At 70.4% G+C, this 22,770-nt stretch carries 25 protein-coding genes; 6 read left to right on the plus strand and 19 right to left on the minus strand.

Annotation, left to right across the window (positions count from 1 at the left end):
* Positions 1-2: 2 nt before the first annotated feature.
* From ASD66_RS16825 to ASD66_RS16845, 5 genes are all read right to left on the minus strand, one after another.
* Positions 3-509, minus strand: a complete 507-nt coding sequence (locus ASD66_RS16825; protein WP_056683845.1) for a SigE family RNA polymerase sigma factor — start codon at positions 507-509, stop codon at positions 3-5.
* Complete coding sequence (locus ASD66_RS16830; protein WP_056891667.1) at positions 506-1,471, minus strand: hypothetical protein; 966 nt, start codon at positions 1,469-1,471, stop codon at positions 506-508. Before ASD66_RS16830 ends, ASD66_RS16825 begins: the two co-directional genes overlap by 4 nt.
* On the minus strand, positions 1,468-2,046 hold the full coding sequence (locus ASD66_RS16835) for a GNAT family N-acetyltransferase (RefSeq protein ID WP_235530142.1): 579 nt from the start codon (positions 2,044-2,046) through the stop codon (positions 1,468-1,470). Before ASD66_RS16835 ends, ASD66_RS16830 begins: the two co-directional genes overlap by 4 nt.
* The gene (locus tag ASD66_RS16840; protein ID WP_056891668.1) at positions 2,018-2,506 is read right to left on the minus strand and encodes a DoxX family membrane protein; all 489 of its coding nucleotides are present in this window, start codon (positions 2,504-2,506) and stop codon (positions 2,018-2,020) included. Before ASD66_RS16840 ends, ASD66_RS16835 begins: the two co-directional genes overlap by 29 nt.
* A gap of 78 nt (positions 2,507-2,584) precedes the next feature.
* Complete coding sequence (locus ASD66_RS16845) at positions 2,585-3,079, minus strand: VOC family protein (RefSeq protein WP_200950093.1); 495 nt, start codon at positions 3,077-3,079, stop codon at positions 2,585-2,587.
* Positions 3,080-3,103: 24 nt separating this feature from the next.
* Here ASD66_RS16845 and ASD66_RS16850 point away from each other — a divergent pair, with 24 nt between their 5' ends.
* The gene (locus ASD66_RS16850; protein ID WP_056891669.1) at positions 3,104-3,880 is read left to right on the plus strand and encodes a TetR/AcrR family transcriptional regulator; all 777 of its coding nucleotides are present in this window, start codon (positions 3,104-3,106) and stop codon (positions 3,878-3,880) included.
* Positions 3,881-3,908: 28 nt separating this feature from the next.
* On the plus strand, positions 3,909-4,361 hold the full coding sequence (locus ASD66_RS16855; protein WP_056891670.1) for a cytidine deaminase family protein: 453 nt from the start codon (positions 3,909-3,911) through the stop codon (positions 4,359-4,361).
* Between the two features lie 31 nt (positions 4,362-4,392).
* Here ASD66_RS16855 and ASD66_RS16860 read toward each other — a convergent pair whose 3' ends face one another.
* From ASD66_RS16860 to ASD66_RS16910, 11 genes are all read right to left on the minus strand, one after another.
* Positions 4,393-6,039, minus strand: a complete 1,647-nt coding sequence (locus ASD66_RS16860; RefSeq protein ID WP_056891671.1) for an acyl-CoA dehydrogenase family protein — start codon at positions 6,037-6,039, stop codon at positions 4,393-4,395.
* A gap of 4 nt (positions 6,040-6,043) precedes the next feature.
* Positions 6,044-7,033 carry an NAD(P)H-dependent flavin oxidoreductase gene (locus ASD66_RS16865; RefSeq protein ID WP_056683864.1) on the minus strand — a complete coding sequence of 330 codons (990 nt, stop codon included), beginning with the start codon at positions 7,031-7,033 and terminating at the stop codon, positions 6,044-6,046.
* A complete protein-coding gene (locus ASD66_RS16870) occupies positions 7,030-8,193 on the minus strand; it encodes a thiolase family protein (RefSeq protein WP_056683866.1) in 1,164 nt (387 codons plus the stop codon). The genes ASD66_RS16865 and ASD66_RS16870 overlap by 4 nt, the downstream gene beginning before the upstream one ends.
* 37 nt (positions 8,194-8,230) lie before the next feature.
* Entirely contained in the window at positions 8,231-9,013 is a 783-nt protein-coding gene (locus tag ASD66_RS16875) for a crotonase/enoyl-CoA hydratase family protein (protein ID WP_056683869.1), read from the minus strand.
* The gene (locus tag ASD66_RS16880) at positions 9,010-9,774 is read right to left on the minus strand and encodes an SDR family NAD(P)-dependent oxidoreductase (protein WP_056683871.1); all 765 of its coding nucleotides are present in this window, start codon (positions 9,772-9,774) and stop codon (positions 9,010-9,012) included. Before ASD66_RS16880 ends, ASD66_RS16875 begins: the two co-directional genes overlap by 4 nt.
* A gap of 7 nt (positions 9,775-9,781) precedes the next feature.
* Complete coding sequence (locus ASD66_RS16885; RefSeq protein WP_056683875.1) at positions 9,782-10,930, minus strand: acyl-CoA dehydrogenase family protein; 1,149 nt, start codon at positions 10,928-10,930, stop codon at positions 9,782-9,784.
* A gap of 73 nt (positions 10,931-11,003) precedes the next feature.
* Positions 11,004-12,191: a CaiB/BaiF CoA transferase family protein gene (locus ASD66_RS16890; protein WP_056683877.1), complete on the minus strand. Its 1,188-nt coding sequence runs from the start codon at positions 12,189-12,191 to the stop codon at positions 11,004-11,006.
* Positions 12,188-13,510 (minus strand): MFS transporter, encoded by a 1,323-nt coding sequence (locus ASD66_RS16895; protein WP_200950094.1) that lies wholly within the window; start codon positions 13,508-13,510, stop codon positions 12,188-12,190. Before ASD66_RS16895 ends, ASD66_RS16890 begins: the two co-directional genes overlap by 4 nt.
* Positions 13,511-13,533: 23 nt before the next feature.
* Positions 13,534-14,328: an enoyl-CoA hydratase-related protein gene (locus ASD66_RS16900; RefSeq protein WP_056683879.1), complete on the minus strand. Its 795-nt coding sequence runs from the start codon at positions 14,326-14,328 to the stop codon at positions 13,534-13,536.
* 153 nt (positions 14,329-14,481) lie between these two features.
* The gene (locus ASD66_RS16905) at positions 14,482-15,507 is read right to left on the minus strand and encodes a LysR family transcriptional regulator (protein WP_056683882.1); all 1,026 of its coding nucleotides are present in this window, start codon (positions 15,505-15,507) and stop codon (positions 14,482-14,484) included.
* A gap of 40 nt (positions 15,508-15,547) precedes the next feature.
* Positions 15,548-17,041, minus strand: a complete 1,494-nt coding sequence (locus ASD66_RS16910; protein WP_082599572.1) for a SulP family inorganic anion transporter — start codon at positions 17,039-17,041, stop codon at positions 15,548-15,550.
* Between the two features lie 90 nt (positions 17,042-17,131).
* Between ASD66_RS16910 and ASD66_RS16915 the strand changes: the two genes are divergently transcribed.
* From ASD66_RS16915 to ASD66_RS16925, 3 genes are all read left to right on the plus strand, one after another.
* Positions 17,132-17,539 (plus strand): MerR family transcriptional regulator, encoded by a 408-nt coding sequence (locus ASD66_RS16915; RefSeq protein WP_200950095.1) that lies wholly within the window; start codon positions 17,132-17,134, stop codon positions 17,537-17,539.
* A 69-nt stretch (positions 17,540-17,608) separates the two neighbouring features.
* Positions 17,609-18,439, plus strand: coding sequence for an SMP-30/gluconolactonase/LRE family protein (locus tag ASD66_RS16920; protein ID WP_056891674.1), 831 nt, complete (start codon positions 17,609-17,611; stop codon positions 18,437-18,439).
* Between the two features lie 52 nt (positions 18,440-18,491).
* Positions 18,492-19,184: a 2'-5' RNA ligase family protein gene (locus ASD66_RS16925; protein ID WP_162250990.1), complete on the plus strand. Its 693-nt coding sequence runs from the start codon at positions 18,492-18,494 to the stop codon at positions 19,182-19,184.
* A gap of 49 nt (positions 19,185-19,233) precedes the next feature.
* Here the strand turns inward: ASD66_RS16925 and ASD66_RS16930 are convergent, their stop codons facing one another.
* Positions 19,234-19,899, minus strand: a complete 666-nt coding sequence (locus ASD66_RS16930; protein ID WP_056891675.1) for a response regulator — start codon at positions 19,897-19,899, stop codon at positions 19,234-19,236.
* On the minus strand, positions 19,896-20,663 hold the full coding sequence (locus ASD66_RS16935) for a sensor histidine kinase (protein WP_057294162.1): 768 nt from the start codon (positions 20,661-20,663) through the stop codon (positions 19,896-19,898). Before ASD66_RS16935 ends, ASD66_RS16930 begins: the two co-directional genes overlap by 4 nt.
* Positions 20,664-20,860: 197 nt before the next feature.
* Here ASD66_RS16935 and ASD66_RS16940 point away from each other — a divergent pair, with 197 nt between their 5' ends.
* Entirely contained in the window at positions 20,861-22,234 is a 1,374-nt protein-coding gene (locus ASD66_RS16940; protein ID WP_056891676.1) for an FAD-binding oxidoreductase, read from the plus strand.
* A gap of 15 nt (positions 22,235-22,249) precedes the next feature.
* Here the strand turns inward: ASD66_RS16940 and ASD66_RS16945 are convergent, their stop codons facing one another.
* Positions 22,250-22,759 carry a putative immunity protein gene (locus tag ASD66_RS16945; protein WP_056891677.1) on the minus strand — a complete coding sequence of 170 codons (510 nt, stop codon included), beginning with the start codon at positions 22,757-22,759 and terminating at the stop codon, positions 22,250-22,252.
* Positions 22,760-22,770: the final 11 nt, after the last annotated feature.

Consider the following 22,770-nt stretch of genomic DNA (forward strand, 5'->3'; position numbering starts at 1 on the left):
ACCTACCGCGACACCTGGGCGTGCTCGTCGAGCACGGCCCGCAACGAGGCCAGTCCGCGCGACGCGTGGCTCTTCACCGTGCCCTCGCGGATCCCGAGCTCCTCGGCGGTCTCGGCCACGGAGAGTCCGAGCCAGTGCCGGAGCACCACGACGCGTCGTTGCATGGCCGGCAGCCGCCGCACCGCCGCGAGCAGGTCGGAGCGATCCTCCACCGGCAGCCCGGGCGCCGCCGCCGTGCGTTCCAGGTGATCGACACCGGTGGTCGCTCGCCGCCTCAGCCAGGGCCTGCGTCGGTCGTCGAGATCGGCGTTGACGATGATGCGGCGCGCGTAGGCCTCCTCGCGGCCCGCCTCGCGCACCTTCGACCACGACAGGTAGAGCTTGACGAATGCGTCCTGCAGCACGTCTTCGGCGCGGTTGTCGTCGCCGCAGACGGCGTAGGCGATGCGCCGGAGCCGATCCTGGTGCGCGGCGACGAAGTCGACGTAGGAGGCGTCGCGCTCATTCACGAAAGGTCACCGCGTGCCCATTCGATGAAGGCTGCGAAATCGGGAGCCGAGTCGGCCGGCTCGTAGGCCTCGATCCAGTCGGTTCCGGCGACCACGAACCAGGTCTTCCCGGCCCAGCGCACCTCTGCCGCGGCGGAGCGCTTGGTGGTCCCGGCAAGGACATCCCCGCGCTGGCGCACGATCTCCACGCCCTGCCTCGGCTCCAGAACGTCGGAGCGGTCGCTCGCATACCCGACCAGGCGCGCGGCGAAGTCGGGTCGGCCCTGGTCGTGGGCCGTCACGTCGTCGACCCACAGCTCGAAGTCGTCGGTCCAACGACCGGGCTCGTCCATCTCCCCCACCGTGGCAGTTTCGGCGGTCCGGCTGACGATCACCCACACGACATCGCCCTTGAACGCCTCGGGTTCCATGGGCACCTCGGGCACGTCGAACTCGGCCTCGACGGCGTACGACACGGAGGTCGGGTCGGCGTCGACACCACCAGGGCCCAACGGGTCGATGACGGTACGCCGTATGACCGCGTCGGGTGCGACCCACAGGCGTCCGTCGGGTGCGATGGCGACGGGTCCGTGGTCTCCGTACTCCTTGGCCCAACCCGGGATCTCGTCCGTGGTGTAGGCATCGACCCCCCTGACACCGTCCACGGCCTCGACCGCATTCGCCGGCGCCGGTGCCACGTAGTCGGGATCGGGCCCGAGGGTGCCCGGATCGGCGACCGCCGGTGCCCGCTCTCGCCCGCCTCCGGACGCCGCTGGCTCCGCAGCCCTTTCACCGTCATCGCCGACCACTGCCGCGGCCGCGCCGCCGAGAGCGACCACCGAGGTGGACACCACTACAGCGACTGCGATGCGGCGACGCCGGCGTACGCGTTGCGCGGTGTGCAGGTAGTCGAGGGCTGGGGCCGTCGGCAGGTTGCGCAGCGAGCGCTCCAGCTGGTGGGCGAGTTCGGTCTCTGTGGTCATGCACCCTCGACGGATCCGGGAGCCGTGGCGTTGTCACGGTGGGCCAGATTCTTTTCGTGCGGTTCGACGACCGGCCTGGACATCGCGACCCGCGGCCACCGGTCGAGACCGAGCTCGGCCTCGTGCACACGCACGCGCCGCAACTCGTCGCCCAGTTGGTCGGGGGCGAGCACGCGGAAGCCCAGTCGACGGTAGTAGGGAGCATTCCACGCCACCTCGGCGAAGGTGGTCAGGGTCAGCGCAGTGAAACCGTTGCGCCACGCCCATGACGCCGCTTCCTCGATGAGCGCGCTGCCCAGCCGCCGGCCGGCATGGTCGGGGTGGACCGACACCTGCTCCACATGGCCCGCACCGTCGACAACATCGACGATCAGATAGGCCACGGGCCGGTCCATCTCGTCGGTGGCCACCCACGCCCGCGCCCCGTCGACGTACCCACGCAGGACGTCGACGGAGAGCGGCTCGTCGTCGGCGACGGCGGCCATCCCCACGGCACGGAACGCCTCGCCCGCGGCGCGTTCGATGGCGCGCAGGAGCGGCACGTCGTCAACGCGGGCCGGCCGGAGCACGCTCACCCTCCTCCACCTTGGTCTGCGACCAATGATGACGTGCCACCAGTGCTGTCGCGGCGACGTAGACGATCTGCAGGATCGTCCGGGGCACCAGGTGGTCCGTCCACTCGGCGATCAGACCATGCGTCGCGGCAAACACGTTGGCCGGGAACATCGCGACCATCAGCAGCCCGAGCGCTGCCGCGGCGGCGCCCGTCGTACGCCGCCACACCAGGCCGACGGCCCCGAGGAGCTCGAGCACGCCGGTCAGGGTGACCAGGGTTCCCGGGGACGGGAGCGACGGCGGCACCATGGCGATCATGTCGTCGCGCATCCCGACGAAGTGAGCGCATCCGGTGACCGTGAACATGGCCGCCAGGCCGAAACGCAGTGCGGACGGCCACGGCCGCGCGCCGGAGGGACCGCGCCCTCCGGCCAGCCTGACGGCCACAGTGACGAGCACCAGGATCAACAGGGGAACCATGTCGCACCTGCTTTCTCAGTGTGTGTCGAACGGTCGTACGGCGGCGGTGCAGCACCTGGGCCTGCACCACCGCCGGGATCAGCCGGCGTACTGCGGGTCGGTCGGCGCCACCCACTGGACGAGCTGATAGACCACGCCGTTGGGGTCGGTCATCTGGAAGTAGCGTTCTCCCCACGGCTCGGTCTCGATCGGGGTGACGATCTCGACTCCCCGATCCTGCAGCTGCGCGTAGTCGGCGTCGATGTCGTCGACGGTGAAGACCACGAGCAAGCCGTCGGCACGGCCGGCAGCGGAGGCCGGCTTGAACGTCGGCAGGCCGGTGCGCAGGTAGATCAGGTTGAACCCGACCTCGGGGTGGGCCAGTGAGCAGAACCCGTCGGCAGCCATCGCCTCGGTGAAGCCCAGGTGCTTCTTGACCCAGGCGGCGGATGCCTCGACGTCGGGGACGTTGAGCGAGATCGCGGTGTCGGTGAATTTAATGCGGTGGTCTCCTGTCGACTGTGCGTCGTGCGTGCCACGGCCCCATCGATCCGGGCCACTTTCATTGTACGCCGTACAACGTACAATGTACAACGTAAATGTGCAACAATCATTCCCATGACCGAGAACAGCACCGGATCAGGGGAGCCCAGCCGCACGCTGGCGCTGCTGTGGGGCGAGCCGACAGAGGCGCCGCGGCGCAAGGGACCGGCCCGCTCCGTGACGGTCCCGCAGGTCGTCGACGCGGCGCTGCTGCTCGCGGACGACCAAGGACTGGCGGCCGTCACGATGCGCGCGGTGGCCGAGAAGGTCGGCGTCTCGGCGATGTCGGTCTACACCTACGTTCCGGGCAAGCCGGAGCTCCTCGACCTGATGGTCGACACCTGCTACTTCCGGATGACCCGCAAGCCGTGGGGCAGGCTGGGTTGGCGCAAGCGGCTCGTCGCGGTCGCCGACGCCAACCGCGAGCTCCTCAGCGGGCATCCCTGGCTCACCGAGGTGGCCGCCCTGAGCCGCCCGCCTCTGGGGCCGGGCGTGATGGCGAAGTACGAGCACGAGCTGGCGGCCTTCGACGACACCGGGCTGTCAGAGGTCGACATCGACGCCGGCCTGGCCTACCTGCTCGGCTTCGTCCAGAGCCACTGCCGGTCGGCACACGACGCCGCACGGTCGACGACCGACACCGCGATGAGCGACGCCGAGTGGTGGGGCGCCAACCAAGCGGTGCTGGCCCGTGTGTTCGACGCCGAGGCGTACCCCCGCGCCGTACGCATCGGCTCCGCGGCCGGTGAGGCCCAGGGCAGCGCATGGGCCGCCGACCACGCCTGGAAGTTCGGCCTGGCGCGCACGCTCGACGGCCTGGCCGCGTTGATCGGCGACGATGCCTCGGCGTGAGGCACCCCGCGTTGATAGGTTGCGCCCTGTGACCGCGACAGGACCCGAGCCAGCCCAGCCGCTCACTTCCGAGGAGGTCGAGCTGACCGAGTGTGCGCGCGACACGATCGACCGTGCGACGGACGCCGGGCCGGACGAGGACGGCATACACACCATGGGTGCCGCCGTGCGAAGCGCCGACGGGCGCATGTTCAGCGGCGTCAACCTCTATCACTTCACCGGTGGACCGTGCGCTGAGCTGGTCGCCCTCGGCAGCGCTCGCGCGGCCGGAGCGACCGAGATCACCCACATCGTCGCGGTCGGCAACCACGGCCGTGGGCCGATCGGTCCGTGCGGCCGTGATCGCCAGATCCTCTTCGACCATTACCCGCAGATCCGGGTGATCCTGCCGACCCCCGACGGGGTGCGGAGCGTCGCGATCTCCGACCTGATGCCGTTCGCCACCGCGTGGTCCCTCGAGGACGGATCCACCACGGCCTGACCGGACCTGCGGGTGTGTGCCCGTGATCGCCTCAGCCGGTCACGCCGGACGGCACCCGCTGGAGGATCCCTGCGATGTCGATGCCACGCGGCAGGGTGCCGAAGGCGATCCCCCACTCACCACCCAGTCGCGAGGCGACGAACGCGTCGGCGATCGCGGGCGTGCTGTGCCTCACCACCAGGCTGGCCTGGAAGACCAGGGCCAGCCGTTCGACGAGACGTCGCGCGCCGAACTCAAGATCGGCCTGGTCCACCCCGTCGACCCGTAGGTCACGCTCGAGGTCCGAGATGGCCGCGTCCAGGCGACGGTCGCCCCCCGAAGCCAGGTGCAGCTCGCCGAGGAACGCCTCGACGGTCTCGGGCTGCCGGCGGATCGCGCGCAGCACGTCAAGGGCAGCGACGTTGCCGGCGCCTTCCCAGATCGACTGGAGCGGCGCCTCGCGGTAGAGCCGTGGCATTCCGGAGTTCTCGATGTAGCCGTTGCCGCCCAGGCACTCCAGCGCCTCACCGACCACTGCCTGGGCGCGCTTGCACACCCAGTACTTGATCACGGCCAGGCCGAGCCGGCGCACGTTCGCCTCCGACTCCGAGGTCTCCGCACGATCGGTGGCACGGCCCAGGCGCATCAGGGCAGTGACCGCGGCCTCCGACTCCAGGGTCAGGTCGGCCAACACGTTGCGCATCAGGGGCTGCTCGATCAGCCGGTTGCCGAACGCGCTGCGGTGCTGCGCGTGGTGGACGGCGCGCATCAGGCCCTTGCGCATGAAGGCGGTGCTCATGGCGACGCAGTTGAGGCGGGTGAAGTTCACCATCTCCATGATCGCCCGTACGCCGCGGCCCTCTTCGCCGACCAGCCAGCCCGTGGCGCCGTGGTACTCGATCTCGGCCGAGGCGTTCGACCGGTTGCCGAGCTTGTCCTTGAGCCGCTCCAGACGAATCGGGTTCCGGCTGTCGTCAGGCAGCACCCGCGGCAGGAACAGGCAGGAGAGACCGGACTCGGTCTGCACCAGCGTGAGGAAGGCGTCGCACATCGGAGCCGAGGTGAACCACTTGTGGCCGAACACCTCAAAGGTGCCGTCCGGGCGTTCGGCGGCGGTGGAGATGTTGGCGCGCGCGTCCGAACCTCCCTGCCGCTCGGTCATCGACATGCCGAAGACCAGACCGGGTTTCGTGTCGAGCGCGCGGAGCTTCGGGTCGTAGTGCTTCGTACCGAGCTGGGTTGAATACGCCTGGTCGAGCTTGGGTGCGTGGCGCAGGGTCGGCACGGCGGCGTACGACATGCCGATGGGACACATGTGACCCGACTCGGCCTGTCCCCAGATGAACGACTTGGCGGTGCGCGCCGCGTGCGTGCCCGGCCGGTCGTCGAACCACGGGGCAGCGTTGAGGCCGAACTCGCAGGCCTTCGACATCAGCGAGTGGTACGCCGGGTGGTACTCGATCTCGTCGATCCGGTGCCCCACCGAGTCGTAACGGTGCAGGATCGGCTCGTTCTCGTTGGCCAGACGGCCCCACTCCTGCACTTCGTGGCTGCCGGCCGCCCGGCCGACCTCGGTGAGGTCGTCAAGGGCCCATTCTGCTCCTTCGCGGACCATTCCCTCACGCAGTGCCGGGTCGGCGGAGACGTCGTAGTCGATCAGCTCCGGCACCTGGTTGATGACGTCGTTGCCCTTGATCATGGCCCTACTCCTTGTTCGCGTGGTGCGGTCGGCGGTCACCTAGAAGGTGAAGGCGTGCGGCGTGGTACTCGTCGGCCAGTCGATCGACCAGGGCGGCGGCCGGCCCGACGGCGTTGACCACGCCGATGCCCTGCCCCGAGCCCCAGACCTGGCTCCACGCCTTGGCCTTGCTGGTTCCGTCGGACCAGCTCATGGTGGCCCGGTCCTCCTCGGCGAGGCGGTCGGGATCGAGGCCCGAAGCCTCGATGCTGCCGCGCAGGTAGTTGCCCGGCACCCCGGTGAACAGGTCGGAGTGCACGATGTCGGATGCGCCCGAGTCCACGACCATCCGCTTGTAGCGGTCACCGGCGAGCGCCTCATGGGTCGCGATGAATGCGGAGCCCACGTAGGCGAGATCGGCCCCGGCAGCCTGCGCTGCCAGCACCGAACGGCCGTGGGCGATGGCACCCGAGAGCACCAAGGGACCGTCGAACCAGGTGCGGATCTCCTGCACCAGCGCGAACGGCGACTGGGAGCCGCCGTGTCCGCCGGCACCCGCGGCGACGGCGATCAACCCGTCGGCGCCCTTCGCCACGGCCTTGCGCGCGAACCCGTCGTGGATCACGTCGTGCAGCACGATGCCGCCGTAGGCGTGCACGGCCTCGTTCACCTCGGAGCGCGCACCCAGCGAGGTGATCACGATCGGCACCTCGTGACGCACGACGGTCTCGAGGTCGGCCTCGAGCCGGGCGTTGGTGCGGTGCACGATCAGGTTCACGGCGTACGGCGCAGCTGGCGCCTCCGGGTGATTGGCGTCGTGCTTGGCCAGCGCGTCGGTGATGGTGGTCAGCCACTCCTCGAGCAGCTCCTGGGGCCGCGCGTTGAGCGACGGGAACGATCCGACCACCCCAGAGGCGCACTGGGCGATCACCAGGTCGGGCCCGGAGACGGTGAACATCGGTGAGGCGACGACCGGCAGTCGCAGCCGGTCACGCAGGATCGGGGGGAGGCTCATGACTCGGCCGCCAGGTTCTCGAAGATCGTCGCGTTGGCCAGGCCGCCGGCCTCGCACATGGTCTGCAGGCCGTAGCGCAGGCCCTCGTCGCGCAGGTGGTGCACGAGCGTCGTGGCGATCCGGGCACCGGAGCCGCCGAGCGGGTGGCCCAGCGCGATGGCACCACCCAGCGGGTTGACCAGGTCAGCCCGAGCACCGGTCGCGTCGAGCCACGCACCGACGACGCTGGCGAACGCCTCGTTCACCTCGAACGCGCCGATGTCGGCCAGCTCGAGCCCGGCCAGCTTCAACGCCTTCGCGGTCGCCGGGATCGGTGCGCCCAGCATGGTGACCGGGTCGTCTCCGACCACGGTAGCCGTGTGCACGCGGGCGATCGGGTCCAGGCCGAGCGCACGGGCCTTCTCACTCGTCATCACCAACAGCGCGGCGGCGCCGTCGGAGATCTGCGACGCGTTGCCCGCGGTGACCCTGCCGTCTTCCTCGAATGCCGGCTTCAACCCGGCCAACGACTCCAGCGTCGACTCGCGTCGTACGCCCTCGTCCTCGGAGAGCGTCGACCCGTCGGGCAGCTCCACCGGCGCGATCTGCTTGACGAAGCGGCCGTCGTCGATGGCCCGCGCCGCTCGACGGTGCGACTCCAGGCTGTAGGCGTCGAGCTGCTCCCGGCTCAGGTCGTGGCGACGGGCGAGGATCTCCGCGCCGGTGCCCTGGTTGAACGCGAAGTCGTCGTACCTGGCGCGCATGAGAGGCCCGAACGGCTGGCCCGGACCGGCGTTCCTTGCCGAACCCATCGGCACGCGGCTCATCGACTCGACGCCACCAGCGACGACCACGTCGGCGTGACCGGCGATGACCGTCGCGGCCGCGAAGTGAAGTGCCTGCTGGCTCGACCCGCACTGCCGGTCGATGGTGGTGCCGGGGACATGCTCGGGCCAACCTGCGGCGAGCACGGCGTTGCGACCGACGTTGGCGGACTGCTCGCCGACCTGGCCGACGCAGCCCCACATGACGTCGTCGACGAGGGAGAGGTCGATGCCGGAGCGCTCGGCGAGGGCGTGCAGCACCGCTGCGGAGAGGTCGACGGGGTGGGTCTCGGCGAGGGCGCCCTTACGGCGACCGATGGGAGTGCGAACTGCTTCGACGATGACTGCGTCACGCATGCGAAGTCCTTCCGTGGTGGGGATGTGGGGAGACTGGTCAGCTGCCGGACCAAGCAGGCTGGCGGCGCTCGGCAAAGGCGCGGGCACCTTCACGGGCGTCGGCGGAGGCGAAGACCAGGGCAGCGGCCTCGCGCAGGCGGGCGAACTCCTCGTCGGGCGGCCAGTCGACCGACTCGACGACAACGCGTTTGCTGGTGTGGACGGCGAGAGGTCCGTTCTCGGCGATCCGAAGCGCCAGGTCGACCGCCGTCGCGAGGGCCTGCCCCGGCTCGACCAGTCGGTTGACCAGGCCGAACTTCGCAAGGTCCGCGGCGGGGAACGAGTCACCGGTGAGGATCATCTCCAGCGCCACCGCGCGCGGCAGCGACACGGGCAGGCGGGTCAGCCCTCCGGCCGCAGCCACCAGTCCACGCTTGACCTCGGGCAGGCCGAACGAGGCGGGAGTGGAGGCAACCACGAGGTCGCAGGCCAGCACGATCTCGAAGCCGCCACCGAGGGCGCTGCCCTCCACGGCCGCGATCAACGGCTTGGTCGGCGGCGCCTCGACCAGTCCGGCGAACCCACCCGTCTCGGTGCGGGGTCGCTCGCCGCGCAGGTGCGCCTTGAGGTCCATGCCCGCGCAGAACGTGGGGCCGTTGGCCGCGATCACGCCGGCCGCCAGTGACCGGTCCGACTCGAGGGTCTCGACGGCCGCGCCGATCGCCTGCGCCGTGCGCAGGTCGATCGCGTTGCGGGCCTCAGGACGGTCGAGCGTGATGACGAGTACGGCGCCGTGCCGTTCGAGCAGCACTGGTTCGGCGCTGACTGCCGAGGCGGTCACCGGGGAGCCATCCGGATCGCGCCGTCGAGCCTGATCGTCTCTCCGTTGAGCATGCCGTTCTCGACGATGTGGGCGGCCAGCGACGCGAACTCGGTCGGGTCGCCGAGGCGACGCGGGTGCGGTACGGCGGCCGCCAGCGACTCGCGCACGTCGGCCCGGGCGCGAGCCAGCAGCGGGGTGTCGAACGTGCCGGGGGCGATCGTGCAGACGCGGACGCCGATGCCGGCCAGGTCACGGGCGGCCGGCAGGGTCATGCCGACCACAGCGGCCTTCGCGGCGGAGTAGTTGAGCTGGCCGATCTGACCCTCGAAGGCGGCAACGGACGCGGTCAGCACGCAGACACCCCGGTCGCCGTCGAGCGGAACGTTCCGCGCCATCGACTGCGCGGCGAAGCGGAGCAGGTTGAAGGTGCCGATCACGTTGAGCTCGATCACCGATGCGAAGGGCTCCAGCTCGACGGCCTCCCCGGCCTTGTCGAGCAGCCGCATCGGCCGCCCGCGACCGGCGCAGTGCACGACCGCACGCACCGGGCCCTGCTCCTCGGCGACGGCGAACGCGGCCGCGATCTCGTCGCCGTCGATGACGTCGGCGGCCACGAACCGGGCCCGGTCGCCCAGTGCCGCGGCCACCTCCTTGCCGTCCGAGGAGGGCAGGTCGACCAGGGTGACGGTTGCTCCGCCGGCGATCAGCCGTTCGGCGGTGGCCCGGCCCAGGCCTGAGGCGGCACCGGTGACGAGGGTGTTGATCCCGTTGATGTCCATGGCAGCCTCACAATCCCAGCGACTTGGAGACGACGCTCTTCATGACCTCGCTGGTGCCGCCGAAGATCCTGCTGACCCGCGCGTCGGCGTAGAGGCGTGCGATCGGGTATTCGCGCATGTAGCCGTAGCCGCCGTGCAGTTGGAGACACTTGTCGATGACCCGCGACTGCACCTCGGTGCAGAAGAGCTTCACCTTGGCCGCGTCGGCCACCGTCAGCGTGCCGGCATCGAGTGCCGCGATGGCGCGGTCGACCATGGCTTGGGCCGCCTCGATCTCGGTGGCGCACTCGGCGAGCACGAATTTCGTGTTCTGGAAGTCCGCGACGCGGTGCCCGAAGGCCTTGCGCTCCTTGACGTAGTCGATGGCAAGGTTCAACGCCGCGGTGGCCGTGGCGTAGGCCACCACCGCGATGGTGAGGCGCTCCTGGGGCAGGTTCGAGGTGAGTGCGGCGAACGCCTCGCCCTCGGTGCCGAGCAGGTTGGCAGCCGGCACCCGGACCTCGTCGAAGGAGAGCTCGGCAGTGTCCTGCGCCTTGAGGCCGATCTTGTCGAGATTGCGGCCGCGGGTGAAGCCGGGCATGCCGGACTCGACGACGAGGAGCGACAGGCCCTTGCGCCGGTTGCTGTCGTCGCTGGAGGTGCGGGCCACCACCACGATCAGGTCGGCGTTGATGCCGCCGGTGATGAAGGTCTTGGCGCCGTTGAGGATGTAGTCGTCGCCGTCACGCCGGGCCGTCGTGGCCACACCGGCCAGGTCGGAGCCGGTGCCGGGCTCGGTCATCGCGATCGAGCTGACCAGGGTGCCGTCGGCGAAGCCGGGGAACCAGCGTTCCTTCTGCTCCTCGTCGGCGAACTCCAGGAAGTAGGGCAGCACGGTGCTGAGGTGCACCTGCAGGCCGCCGAGGTTCACGGCCGCGAAACCGATCTCCTCGAGCACGACCGCGTTGAAGCGGAAGCTCTCGACCCCACCGCCGCCGAAGCGCTCGGGGATCTGGAGCCCGTTGATGCCGGTGTCGGCGGTCTTGCGGAACAGGTCGCGCGGCACGATGCCGGCCGCCTCCCAGGCGGGGAGGTGAGGCACGACCTCCTTGTCGATCAGCTGCCGAACGGTCTCGCGGAACGCGTCGTGGTCTTCGTCGTAGATGTCTCTGATCATGGTTCTCTCCAGTCGTGGTGATGATGAGTGGCCGGGCACGACGATGGGTCCGGCCGGACGGACGTTCTTCGGGTCAGCCGCCGAGGCCGATGACCTGTGCCGCAGCGAGGTCCTCGATCTCCGCCGGGTCGTAGCCGTGGGCGCCGAGCACCTCGACGGTGTGCTCACCCAGGCGCGGGGCGGCGGTGCGCGGCCCGTCTTCCGCCGATCCCAGGTGCCAGGGCGAACGCAGGGTCGGATGGGTGGCACCGTCGGGCTCGATCGCCTCGATGAACAGGCCGGCGGCCTCGACGTCGGGGTTCTTGATCACCTCGTCGTACCCGCTGATCCGGCCGGCCACGACGCCGTTGGTCGTGAGCAGATCCATCGCGGCGTCAGTGGTCAGCGAGGCGAACGCGGCACGCAGCTCGACCAGAAGCGGGGCCCGGTTGGCCACGCGGTCCTCGTTGGTGGCGAACCGGGGGTCGCCGGGCAGGTCGTCGCGCCCGATCAGCCCGCACAGTCGGGCGAAGTGCTGCGGCGAGTACGCCGACACGACGATGGCGCCGTCGAGCGTGGGCATCAGGTCGGCCGCGGGGGCGATGGTCGGCTGCCCGTTGCCGCGGCGTTGCGGGCTCTGTCCGGTCAGCAGGTACTCGCCCCAGTTGGGACCCTGCAGGTGTACGGCGACCTCCAGCAACGAGACCTCGACCTCGTCGCCGAGCCCGAAGCGCACCTTGCGGACGAAGGCCCCGAGCACGGCCTGGGCGAAGACGTGGGCGGCCGCGGCGTCGACCACGGGGAAGCCCACCCGCTGCGGCTCACCGTCGGACTCGCCGGTCACCCACATGATGCCGCTCTCTGCCTGGGCCGCAATGTCGAGGCCGGGCCGATTGCGTGAGGGGCCGTGCAGGCCGAACCCGCTGACCGTCGCGTAGACGATGCCCGGGTGCCTGGCACGCACCGCGGAGGCATCGAGTCCGAAGCTCTCCATCACACCTGGACGCAGGTTCTGCACCACGATGTCGGCCTCGGCGACGAGCCGCTCGGCGATCGCACGACCACGAGGGTCCTTGAGATCGAGCGCGATGGCCCGCTTGCCCCGGTTGTAGGTGCGCAGGATCGCCTCGCCGTACACCCCGATGACCCGGGCTGCCTCGCCGGTGACCGGCTCGACCTTGATCACGTCGGCGCCGAGGTCGGCCAGCACCTGGGTGGCGGCGGGCGCGGCGATGAACTGTCCGAAGTCGACGACGCGGACGCCATCCAGCGGGGCGCTCATCGGATCGCCGCCACACGCTCGCGAATGCGTGCCAGGTCGCGCTCGGGCCGCACCAGGAGGAGGGACAGGGCGCCACCGATCGTCATCAACAGGCCGGTGACCGCGAAGCCGTGGTTGTAGCCGGTGATGGCGTCGGGTGCGGCGTCGACCAGGTAGCCGAGCAGAAGCGGCGCCAGAACGCCCGCCATGCTGTAGAACGCGACCAGGCAGCCGAGCACGGTGCCCCGGCGCTTCGGGTGGACGACGTCACCGATGGCCACGAAGGCGACGGCGTACGCCGCGGAGTTCATCGAGAACGCGAGGGTGATGAACACCATCTGCAGGGGCCCGCGGTCGATGATCGTGAACAAGTACATCGAGAGCCCGGCCAGCACGACCAGCCCCCCGGCGAAGTAGCCGCGGGTGATGCGGCGGCTGACACCGCGTTCGGTGAGTCGGTTCGAGGCCAGCCCGGCACCGACCGCCGCGACCGCTGCCACGGCGTACGGGAAGGTGATCAACCGGCTGCTGGTGACCGCGTCGTAGCCGAGGCCCTGGCTGAGGAAGAGCGGCAGCCAGGCCACCTTCAACGTGGTGGACCAGTAGGCAAAGAAGGTCAGGAGCGCGGTGCCGATCACGGTGCCGGTGGTGAGGATGACCCGCAGAGGCGCCTCCACCGGGGCGGTGTCAGGGTCCACCACCACACTGGTGCCCAGCACGCTGCCCTCGGGGGGTGCCGAGCGGCCGAGCAGGAGCCAGGCGGCCAGCCACAGCACACCCGCGACGGTCAACACGCCGAATGCGGCGTGCCACGACCAGGTGACAATCACCCAGGTCAGCAGGGGTGCCGCGATCAGCGGGCCGATCGAGGCGCCGGCGGTGATCACGCCCGCCGGCAGGCCGCGCTTCTCGGGCGGGAACCACGAGTGCACGATGTGGGTGCACAGTGCGTATGCCGGGCCCTCGGCGAACCCGAGCGCAATCCGGCAGGCCAGCACCGCGGTGAACCCGAGCGGCCACATCAACGGGGCCATGGTGAGCACCCAGACCAGCATCAGGCCGGCCACCAGCCAGCGCGCATCGATGCGCGAGGTCAGTGCACCGATGGTGACGGCGCCGACGGCGAACAGCCAGAAGAATGCGCTCTGCAGCAGGCCGAACTGCTTGGCCGATATGTCGAGGTCGGCCATGATCTGGACCCCGGCGAACCCGAGCACCGCCTTGTCGGCGAAGTTCAGGAGCATGAAGACGAGGAGCAGGATCGTGACGGTCCAGGCGCGTCTGCGGAAGGCCCGTTGGCCGGGTGCCTCCGTGGGGCGCTCAGTGGTGTGCGTGGTCATGGGTGTCTCCGGTCGGTGAGGGCTCAACGGCCCGCGAAGGCGGGCTCGCGGCGCTGGAGGAAGGCCGACGCGGCCTCGCGGGCGTCGTCGGTGTGGAAGGAACGCACCATCCGCTCGGTCTCGGACCCGAGGTAGGCGGCCAGCGGCTGGGTGGTGGCGTCGAGCAGGTTCTGCTTCATCGCCCGGGCAGCCAGGGGTGCGGCCGCGGCCAGTCGAGTGGCGAGGTGGTGGGTCTGTTGGTCGAGCTCCTCGTCGTCCGCGACGGAGGTGACCAACCCGAGGTGTTCGGCGCGGGTGGCGTCGAACTTGCCCGGCAGGAGGAAGAGCTCGCGGGCCCTGGCCACACCGAGGATCCGGGTGAGGAACCAGATGGCGCCGAGGTCGCCGGAGAGCCCGGCGGCCAGGAAGGCCGTGTTGAAGACGGCGCTGCGTGCGGCGATGCGCAGGTCAGTGGCCAGGGCGAGGGAGAGACCGGCGCCGGCACAGGCTCCGTTGATCGCGGCGATCGTGACCTGCGGCATCTGGTGCAGCCGCTCGGCCACGCGGGCGGCGTTGCGCAGTCGCGCGGTGTCGGCCTCCACAGAGTCGCCACGAAGCGACCGCGTCTCCGGCGCTGCCGCGAGGTCGGCTCCCACGCAGAAGGCGCGTCCGGAGCCGGTGAGCACGACCACCCGCACGCGGGCGTCCGCCTCGATCCGGCCGAGGACGTCGTACAGCTCACCGAGCAGCTGCACGGACACGGCGTTGCGCCGCTCGGTGTTGCGCAGGGTGACGGTTGCGATCGAGTCGGTGGTCGAGCAGGTGACCTGTGCTGCCATGTGGAGCTCCCTGGTGTGGCGTGTCGTGGTTGACGTACGTCACATGAAACGGGAGGAGCACCGACAGCGTCCAAGACCAAAAGTGGGCCAGCTCAATTGGGATTGCCTATCAGTCGTACGCCGACCCACAGCAGTGCACGACGACCCGGAGCGCTATCGCTCCGCGGGACCTGCGGGATAGATCGGTCCGATCTCGTCGAACAACACGCGTTGCCGACGCTCGATCGCGGCGACCACCTCGGCGGAGGCATCCACTCGCGAGGCGCCGGCTGCCATTCGGCGCACGACCGCGCGTTCCCACGAGGCCAACTGCTGGTGGGTGTAGTCGAGGAAGGCCGCCGCTGCGGGAGTCAAGCGGTCCGAGCGGTGGATCGCTCCGATGGACCAGGACACGTGCGGGCTCAGGTCGCGCACGACCGCGCCTCGCTGGCGTGCCTCCAGGGCGACGCGCTGCGGGAGGATTGCCGCACCTGCACCGGAGAGCACCATGGGTACGACGGCGCCACGCTGCGGCACCTCGACCGCGACGAGCGGCTCGACGCCGCCGGCGCGCAACATCGACTCGACGTGGTCGCGACTGGTCGTGTTGCGCTCGCCCATCACGAACGGGACGCCGTCGAGCGAGCTGACCTCCACGGTGTCGGGAAGGTCGGTCGGGGTGCCGGGCGGGAAGACCACCACGAAGTGCTGGTCGACGAGGAAGTCGTGCGACAGGTCGTTGACGTGCACCGGCAGCACGGTGATGCCGAGCTCGCAGGCACCGCCCTTGACCAGGTCGACGATCTCGCCGATGCGGTCCCGCTCCTCCACTCGCAGTTGCACCAGGGGGTTCTTCACCCGGAACTGAGCCACCCACACCGAGAGCGGATCGGTCGAGGTGTCGGACAACGCCGCGATGTCGATGCGTCCGCCCTGCAGGTGCTCCACCGCCGAGACTGCCTCCCGGGCCAGCTCGATGTCTCGGAGCACCTGCCGCGCCGGTCCGATCAGCGCCTCCCCAGCACTGGAGAGCACGAGGCCCCGGCCGACCCGGTGGAACAGCTGCGCCTGGATGTCCTTCTCGAGCCTGCGCAGTGACTGGGAGAGCGAAGGCTGCGCGACGTGGAGTGCGGTGGCCGCCCGGTTGACCCCGCCATGTTCGACCACGGCCAGGAAGTACTCCAGTTGGCGGGGATCCATGGCCGCAGCCTAAGCCGTCTCCCGTGATGCGGGTGCGTCGTCAGGGCAGCTCGCCGGTCAGCTTCCCGTGGCGCTCCGCGCTGCTCTCGTTGAGCCCGACGATCTCGACAACCTTGCCCTTGCGGGCGTACTTCGTCGTGATCGCGTCGAGCGCAGCGACGGTCGAGGCGTCCCAGACGTGCGACGCGGAGAGGTCGATCACGACGCGTTCCGGGTCGTCGGCGTACGCGAACTGCGTGTAGAGGTCGTTGCTGGAGGCGAAGAACAGCTCGCCGGTCACGCGGTAGACCGCACTCGCACCGTCCTCGTCCTCGACGAGCTCCCGGTGGGTCTCCGTGAGGTGTGCGACCCGGCGGGCGAACAGCGTCATCGCGACCAGCACGCCGACCACGACCCCGATCGCGAGGTTGTGGGTCGCGACGGTGACCACGACGGTCGCCACCATCACGCTCGTCTCGGACCTGGGCATCCGGCGCAACGTCGCCGGCCGAATGCTGTGCCAGTCGAAGGTGCCCACCGACACCATCACCATCACCGCGACCAGTGCCGCCATCGGTATCAACGCCACGACGTCACCGAACCCGACCACGAGGACCAGCAGTAACGTGCCGGCCAGGAAGGTCGAGATGCGCGTGCGGGCACCGGAGACCTTCACGTTGATCATCGTCTGGCCGATCATGGCGCAGCCGCCCATGCCACCGAAGAACCCGGTGACCACGTTGGCGGCGCCCTGCCCCCAGGCCTCACGGGTCTTGTCGGAGTGGGTGTCGGTGATGTCGTCGACGAGCTTGGCGGTCAGCAGCGACTCCAGCAGTCCCACGACGGCCATGGCCAGTGCGTACGGCGCGATCACCTGCAACGTGTCGAGGGTCAGCGGCACGTCGGGCAGGAACCAGGTCGGCAGGCTGTCGGGCAGGTCGCCCTGGTCGCCGACGTCCGGCACGTTGACGGCGCCGACGACCGTGAATGCAGTGAGAGCGACGATCGCGACCAGTGGCGCCGGGACGACCTTGTTGACCCGCGGGAATCCGACGATCACGGCGATGCCGACGGCGATCATCGGATAGACCGCCCACGGTACGTCGACCAGGTGGTCGACCTGGGCCTCGAAGATGAGGATGGCCAGGGCGTTGACGAAGCCCACCATCACCGAGCGCGGGATGAACCGCATCAGCCTGGCCACTCCGGCCAGCGCGAGCGCGACCTGGATCAGCCCGCCCAGGAGCACGGTCGCGATCAGGTAGTCGTAGCCGTGGTCGCGCATCACCGGCGCGATGACCAGGGCCACGGCACCGGTGGCTGCCGAGATCATCGCCGGACGCCCGCCGAGGAACGAGATCGCCACCGCCATCGTGAACGAGGCGAAGAGTCCGACCCGCGGGTCGACGCCCGCGATGATCGAGAACGAGATCGCCTCGGGAATCAACGCCAGGGCCACCACGAGTCCGGCCAGGACCTCGGTGCGCAGGAGCCGTGGAGAACGCAGGGCCGCGCGCACGGTCGGCTCGGGTTCGTGGGGCAAGGTGGTGCTCACGGGGCTCCGTTCATGGCCGGCTGACAGCGCACCACCCTAACCTCACGTAACGTGAGGGTTGGCATCGACAGTGACGTGAGAGGGACACCTGTGACCAGCGAACCCGCCGCAGCGGACGGCCCTGCAGTGATGCACATCGGCGAGGTCGCCACCCGCACCGAACTGTCCCTGCGCAGCCTGCGGCACTGGGACGAGGTCGGCCTGCTCCGACCCTCCGGGCGCACTGACGGTGGTTTCCGGCTCTACACCGAGTCCGACGTCGAGAAGATCCTGGTGATCCGGAGGATGAAGCCGCTCGGCTTCACCCTCGAGCAGATGAGCGCGGCGATGCGCGACCTCGAGACGGTTCGCGACCCCGCTGCGGCAGATCGGCACGACGTGGCCCGCGAGCGACTGGTGGGCATCCTTGCCGACGCCGGAGAGCGCCGCGAGAAGCTGGAGCGGCAGCTCGCCATGGCCGACGAGTTCATCGACCTGCTGGGGCAGCAGCTGTCCTGACGCCGTCGACCGCACGATGATTCCGGACGAGTCCTCGGGTCTGCACTGGAACCCGACCAGGAGGCAGCCATGGAGACCATCATCGAAGGGATCGTGTTCGGGGAGTCACCCCGCTGGAGGGACCGGCGGGTGTGGGTCTCCGACTGGGCCCGCGGACGTGTCTCCTCCGTGGAGCCCGACGGCAGCGGTGAACGGGTCGAGGCCGAGGTCGCGTCGTTCCCGTTGTGCTTCGATTTCCTCCCGGACGGAGACCTGCTGCTGGTCTCGTCCGCGGACCGTGCCCTGTTGCGGCGCGAGGCCGACCGCTCGCTGACGACGTACGCCGACCTGGCCGGCCTCGCCTCCACGCCGTACAACGACATCGTCGTCGACGGGCGTGGCAACGCCTACGTCAACAACATCGGCTACGACTTCCCCGGTGGCGAACCGCGCCCGGGCATCGTGGTGCTGGTGACCGGTGACGGCCGGGCCTCCGAGGTCGCCGACGACCTCCAGTTCCCCAACGGGATGGCGGTCACGGCCGACGGCAGCACGCTGGTCGTGGCCGAGTCGCACGCCGAGCAGCTGACGGCGTACGACATCAGCGCGGACGGGACCCTGTCCGGACGGCGGGTCTGGGCGGAGACGCCCGGCGACCATCCCGACGGCATCTGCCTCGATGAGACCGGCGCGATCTGGTACGCCGACGTCGGCAACGCACACTGCCGTCGGGTGCGTGAGGGCGGCGAGCTCCTCGACACGATCGCCTTCGCGCGCGGTGCGTTCTCGTGCACGCTCAGCCGCGCGGGCGAGCCGACACTGTTCGTGGTCGGCCAGGACTACGGCGGTCCCGACGATGCGCCGCCCAGTGGCGTCCTCGGTGCCTTCCCGGTCCGACACGGCGGTGCCGGGTTCCCGTGACGAACACGCTCGGCACGGGTCGGGCGTTGACTCTGGCCGTGAGGCGGCAGACGTGCCATTGTGTTCCCTCGTGGCGCACAACGGCACGATGGACGTGCGGATCCCCGTCCAGAGATCCGCACAGGCGGGTGAGCACTTCGCCGTACTCCTCCATCTCGACGACCCGGCCGAGCAGCGGGTCCATCGCATCTGGGACGCCCTCGACGACCACGGCACCAGGCCGGTGCGGTGGTCACACGGCCCGGAGTACCGACCTCATGTCACGCTCGCCATCGCCCGGGCCTTCGACCTGGAGCATGTGGAAACGGTGCTGGATCCAGTGCTCTCCCGGGCACGGGGCCTGGCCGTTGACCTGACCGCGGTCGGCTTCTTCGTCAGCGACAAGGCCCCCGCGTTCCTCGCGGTCAGCCCCACGGTCGATCTGGTGACCCTGCACCGCGACGTCCATGCGGCCCTCGACGCGGAGCCCGCGCAGGTGCACGGCAACTGGGACTACTACCGTCCCGGCACCTGGCTGCCGCACTGCACGCTGGCGATGGACGCCGACACCCCCGGCACCGTCACGTCCGCAGTCGGGTCGGTCGACGACCTGCCGATCCGGGCCACGGTCTCGGCCGTGCGCCTCGAGCCGGTTCCCGCGCAGCTCCTGCGGCCGGGACATTCCCGCGGCGGTGAGCCGCAGCACCGCGCCGGCCCACAGCACCGGAGACTGCGCCGTCGCTTCCTCGTCGGCGACCAGCGCTGACCCGACGGCCTGCTGACCCGACCCGTGCTGACCCGACGGGCCGCCGGGCTCAGGTGGTGGTGCGCGGAGCGACCAGCCCGGACTCGTAGGCGAAGACCACCAGCTGTGCGCGGTCGCGGGCCCCGAGCTTGGTCATCGACCGGCTGACGTGCGTCTTGGCGGTCATCGGGCTGAGCACCATGCGGTCGGCGATCTCGTCGTTGCTCAGCCCGTGCGCGACCAGGGCGACGACCTCACGCTCCCGGTTCGTCAGACGGTCCAGCTCCACGCCGGAGAGGACGTCGGCCGGGCGGGCCACGAACTCGCTGATCAACCGCCTGGTGACGGCGGGCGAGAGCAACGCGTCACCGCGCATGGTCACTCGCAGGGCCTGCAGCAGGTCGTCCGGCTCGGCGTCCTTGACCACGAAGCCGGCCGCGCCCGCGCGCAGGGCGTTGAAGACGTACTCGTCGAGCCCGTAGTTGGTCAGCATCACCACGTGCACTCCGGTGAGGTCGTCCTCGCCGGTGATCCGCCGGGTCGCCTCGATGCCGTCCATCTCCGGCATCTGCACGTCCATCAGCACGATGTCGGGGCGGTGCTCCTCCGCCAGGGCGACGCCCTCGCGACCGTTGCCGGCCTCGCCGACCACGGTGATGTCGTCCTCGGCGTCGAGGAGCGCGCGGATGCCCATCCGGATCAGCGGCTGGTCGTCGACCAGCACCACCCGGATCACGAGGCGGGTTCCGCCGGAAGCTCGGCAAGCACCGTGAATCCCCGGTCGGCGCCGGGCTCGGCCCTCAGGTTCCCGCCGAGCGCGGTGACGCGTTCGCGCATCCCGACCAGACCGTAGCCCGGCACCGGCGGCCGACGTGAACCCGCTCCGTCGTCCTCGACCCGCACGGTCAGGGTCCGCTCGTCGTACGTCAGCTCGACGGCCACGTTCGCCGACCCGGCATGCCGCGTCACGTTCGTCAGGGCTTCCTGCACGACCCGGTACGCGGTCTGCTCGACCTCCGACGGCACGCGGCGTACCCGTCCACGGATCCGGTAGCTGGTCGGCAGCCCCGTCGACCGGGCCCGCTCCACCAGGGTCGGCACCCGCTCCAGCCCGCCACCGCCGCCGTCCTCGTCGCGACGCAGCACGTCCAGGGTCGAGCGCAGCTCACGCACCGCGTCACTGCTGGCCTCCTGGATCGCGAGCAGCGCCGGCGACGGCTCCTCGCCGTTCTTCCTCGCCAGGTGGGTGGCCACCCCGGCCTGCACCTTGATCACCGAGATGCTGTGGGTCAGGGAGTCGTGCAGCTCGCGGGCGATCCGCAGCCGTTCCTCGACGGCGAGTCGGCGGGTCTCCTCCTCGTGCGTGCGTTCGGCCTCCTCGGCGCGCTTCTCCATCTCGGCGACGTGCGCCTTCCACTGGTGGGCCGCCATCACCCCGAACACCGCGGAGACCATCCAGCCGGTGCGGTAGAACCTCGCCCATCCACGATCTGTGCGCATGCCTCCGAGCCTAGGGTCCCGGCCCAGGACGCGCATCCGTCATGGGGAGTAGGGCCGGCCTACTCCGCCGGGAGTACGGACGCGGCCGCGGACCGGTTCGGCGGGTAGCCGGAAGTGACGCCCCTGGGCCGACGCGGTCAGGGCTCGTTTCGCGAACGATCGACGGCATAGACATCGGACGAACGAGGGAGAATCGCATGAGCCTGCAGGACACGACGACGGCCACCGGCACGTTGGACACCGAGACCGTGGCACCCGGCGACGAGGAGTACGACGACGCGGCGCGGGTGTTCTTCGGCACCGGAGCCCCGGAGCTGGTGGTCCGGCCTCGTGACGCCGACGAGGTCGCGGCCGCGCTGGCCCACGCCGTACGACGTGGCCTGGCCGTCTCGGTCAGGTCGGGAGGCCACAGCCTGCTCGGCCACGGGACGAACACCGGCGGCATGGTGATCGACCTGCGCCACCTCGACGGCATCGAGGTTCTCGACGTCGATCGCCGCGTGGTCCGCGTCGGAGGCGGTGCCACGTGGGGCCGGGTGGCCGAGGCGCTCGACCCGCGGGGCTGGGCGTTGACCTCCGGCGACACCGCCGGCGTCGGAGTCGGCGGGCTCACCCTCGGTGGCGGCTTCGGGTGGATGGTGCGCCGTCACGGCCTGGCCATCGACAACCTCGTCGCCGCGCGCGTGGTGACCGCCGGGGGGCGGCTGCTCACCGCCTCGGCGACGGAGAACCCCCAGCTCTTCTGGGCCCTGCGCGGTGGCGGTGGCAACTTCGGCGTCGTGGTCTCCTTCGACTTCGTCGCCCAGCCGGTGGCCACGGTGCACCGAGGCACGGTGACCTACCAGCTCGACGACGTGGCCGAGCTGGTCGTGCGTTGGCGCGACGCGATGCGTGCGGCGCCGGAGGAGCTGACCAGCACCCTGGTGCTCCCGCCGGCGGTGCCGGGCCAGATCCCCGAGGCGATGGTCCTGCTCTGCTACGCGGGACAGGGCGACGTGGCCGCCGCCAACGACGCCATCGAGCCGCTCCTCGAGCTGGGCACGGTGCTCCGGGCCAGCATCTCCGAGTGCCGGTACGCCGACCTGCTCGAGGACGCCGCGGCACCGCCGGGGCTCAGGGTCGCGGGGCGCAACACCCTCGTGCGTTCGGTCAACGACGAGGTCATCACGGCGATCGACCGACTGCACCGCAGCCCTGCCCCGGCGATGATCGCCCTGCGCAGCCTGGGTGGTGCGTTCTCCCGGGTGCAGCGCGAGGCCACGGCGTTCGCCCATCGTGACGCCGAGGCGATGGTGCTGTGCATGGCCATGCTGCCGGAGTCGGCGACGGACGACGACGTGGCCAGGGCACTGCAGCCGTGGGAGCCGGTCGCCGCGCGGGGCATCGGCAGCTACACGAACTTCCAGGGCTCGGCCTCGGCCGCGGACGTGGCCGCGGCGTACCCGCCGGCGACGTACGCCCGCCTGTCCCTGGTCAAGCGCGCCTACGACCCGGGCAACGTGTTCGCGCACAACCACAACGTGCTCCCCGGCGACGGGCTCCCGCGTCCACGGACGGCAGATCGACGATGACAGCCGCGTCGTGGCTCAGCAGTCGAAGACCGACCAGCAGAGGTCGTTGCGCAGCCGCTGGTCGTCGAGCACCAGGGCGCGGATCTCCGGCGGCAACTGCTCCCGCTGCCACTGGCACTCGTGGCGCCCGGTCTCGTCGCTCTCGCCCTCGACGGCTCGTGCCGCCTTGATGGCATAGGCCGCGGCACCGAGGTCGTGCGCAGCGACATGGGCAACCGCGCCGGCCTGTCCCGCGGCGTACGCCGCATGACGAGGAGCACCACGCAGATCCTTGGCCGCGCCCATCGCGTGGCCGCCAGCGGCTCGCGCCTCCATCATCCTGACCTCGCCGCGCACCCACGCCCGTGCGGCGTCGATGGCCTGACGAGGTCGCGGATCGTCGGGCCGAGCGGCCTCGAAGAGCGGCAGCACGTGCTCCGCGCAGTCGGCCGCCCAGAGGGCCAGGAGGTGGTGATCGGCGTCGGTGAGCGATCCGCCGCGGCGGATCGTGACCAGGCGCGGGTCGCGGACCTTCGAGAGGATCACCGGCTCGTTCT

Source organism: Nocardioides sp. Root151 (assembly GCF_001427925.1).
GTDB lineage: Bacteria > Actinomycetota > Actinomycetes > Propionibacteriales > Nocardioidaceae > Nocardioides.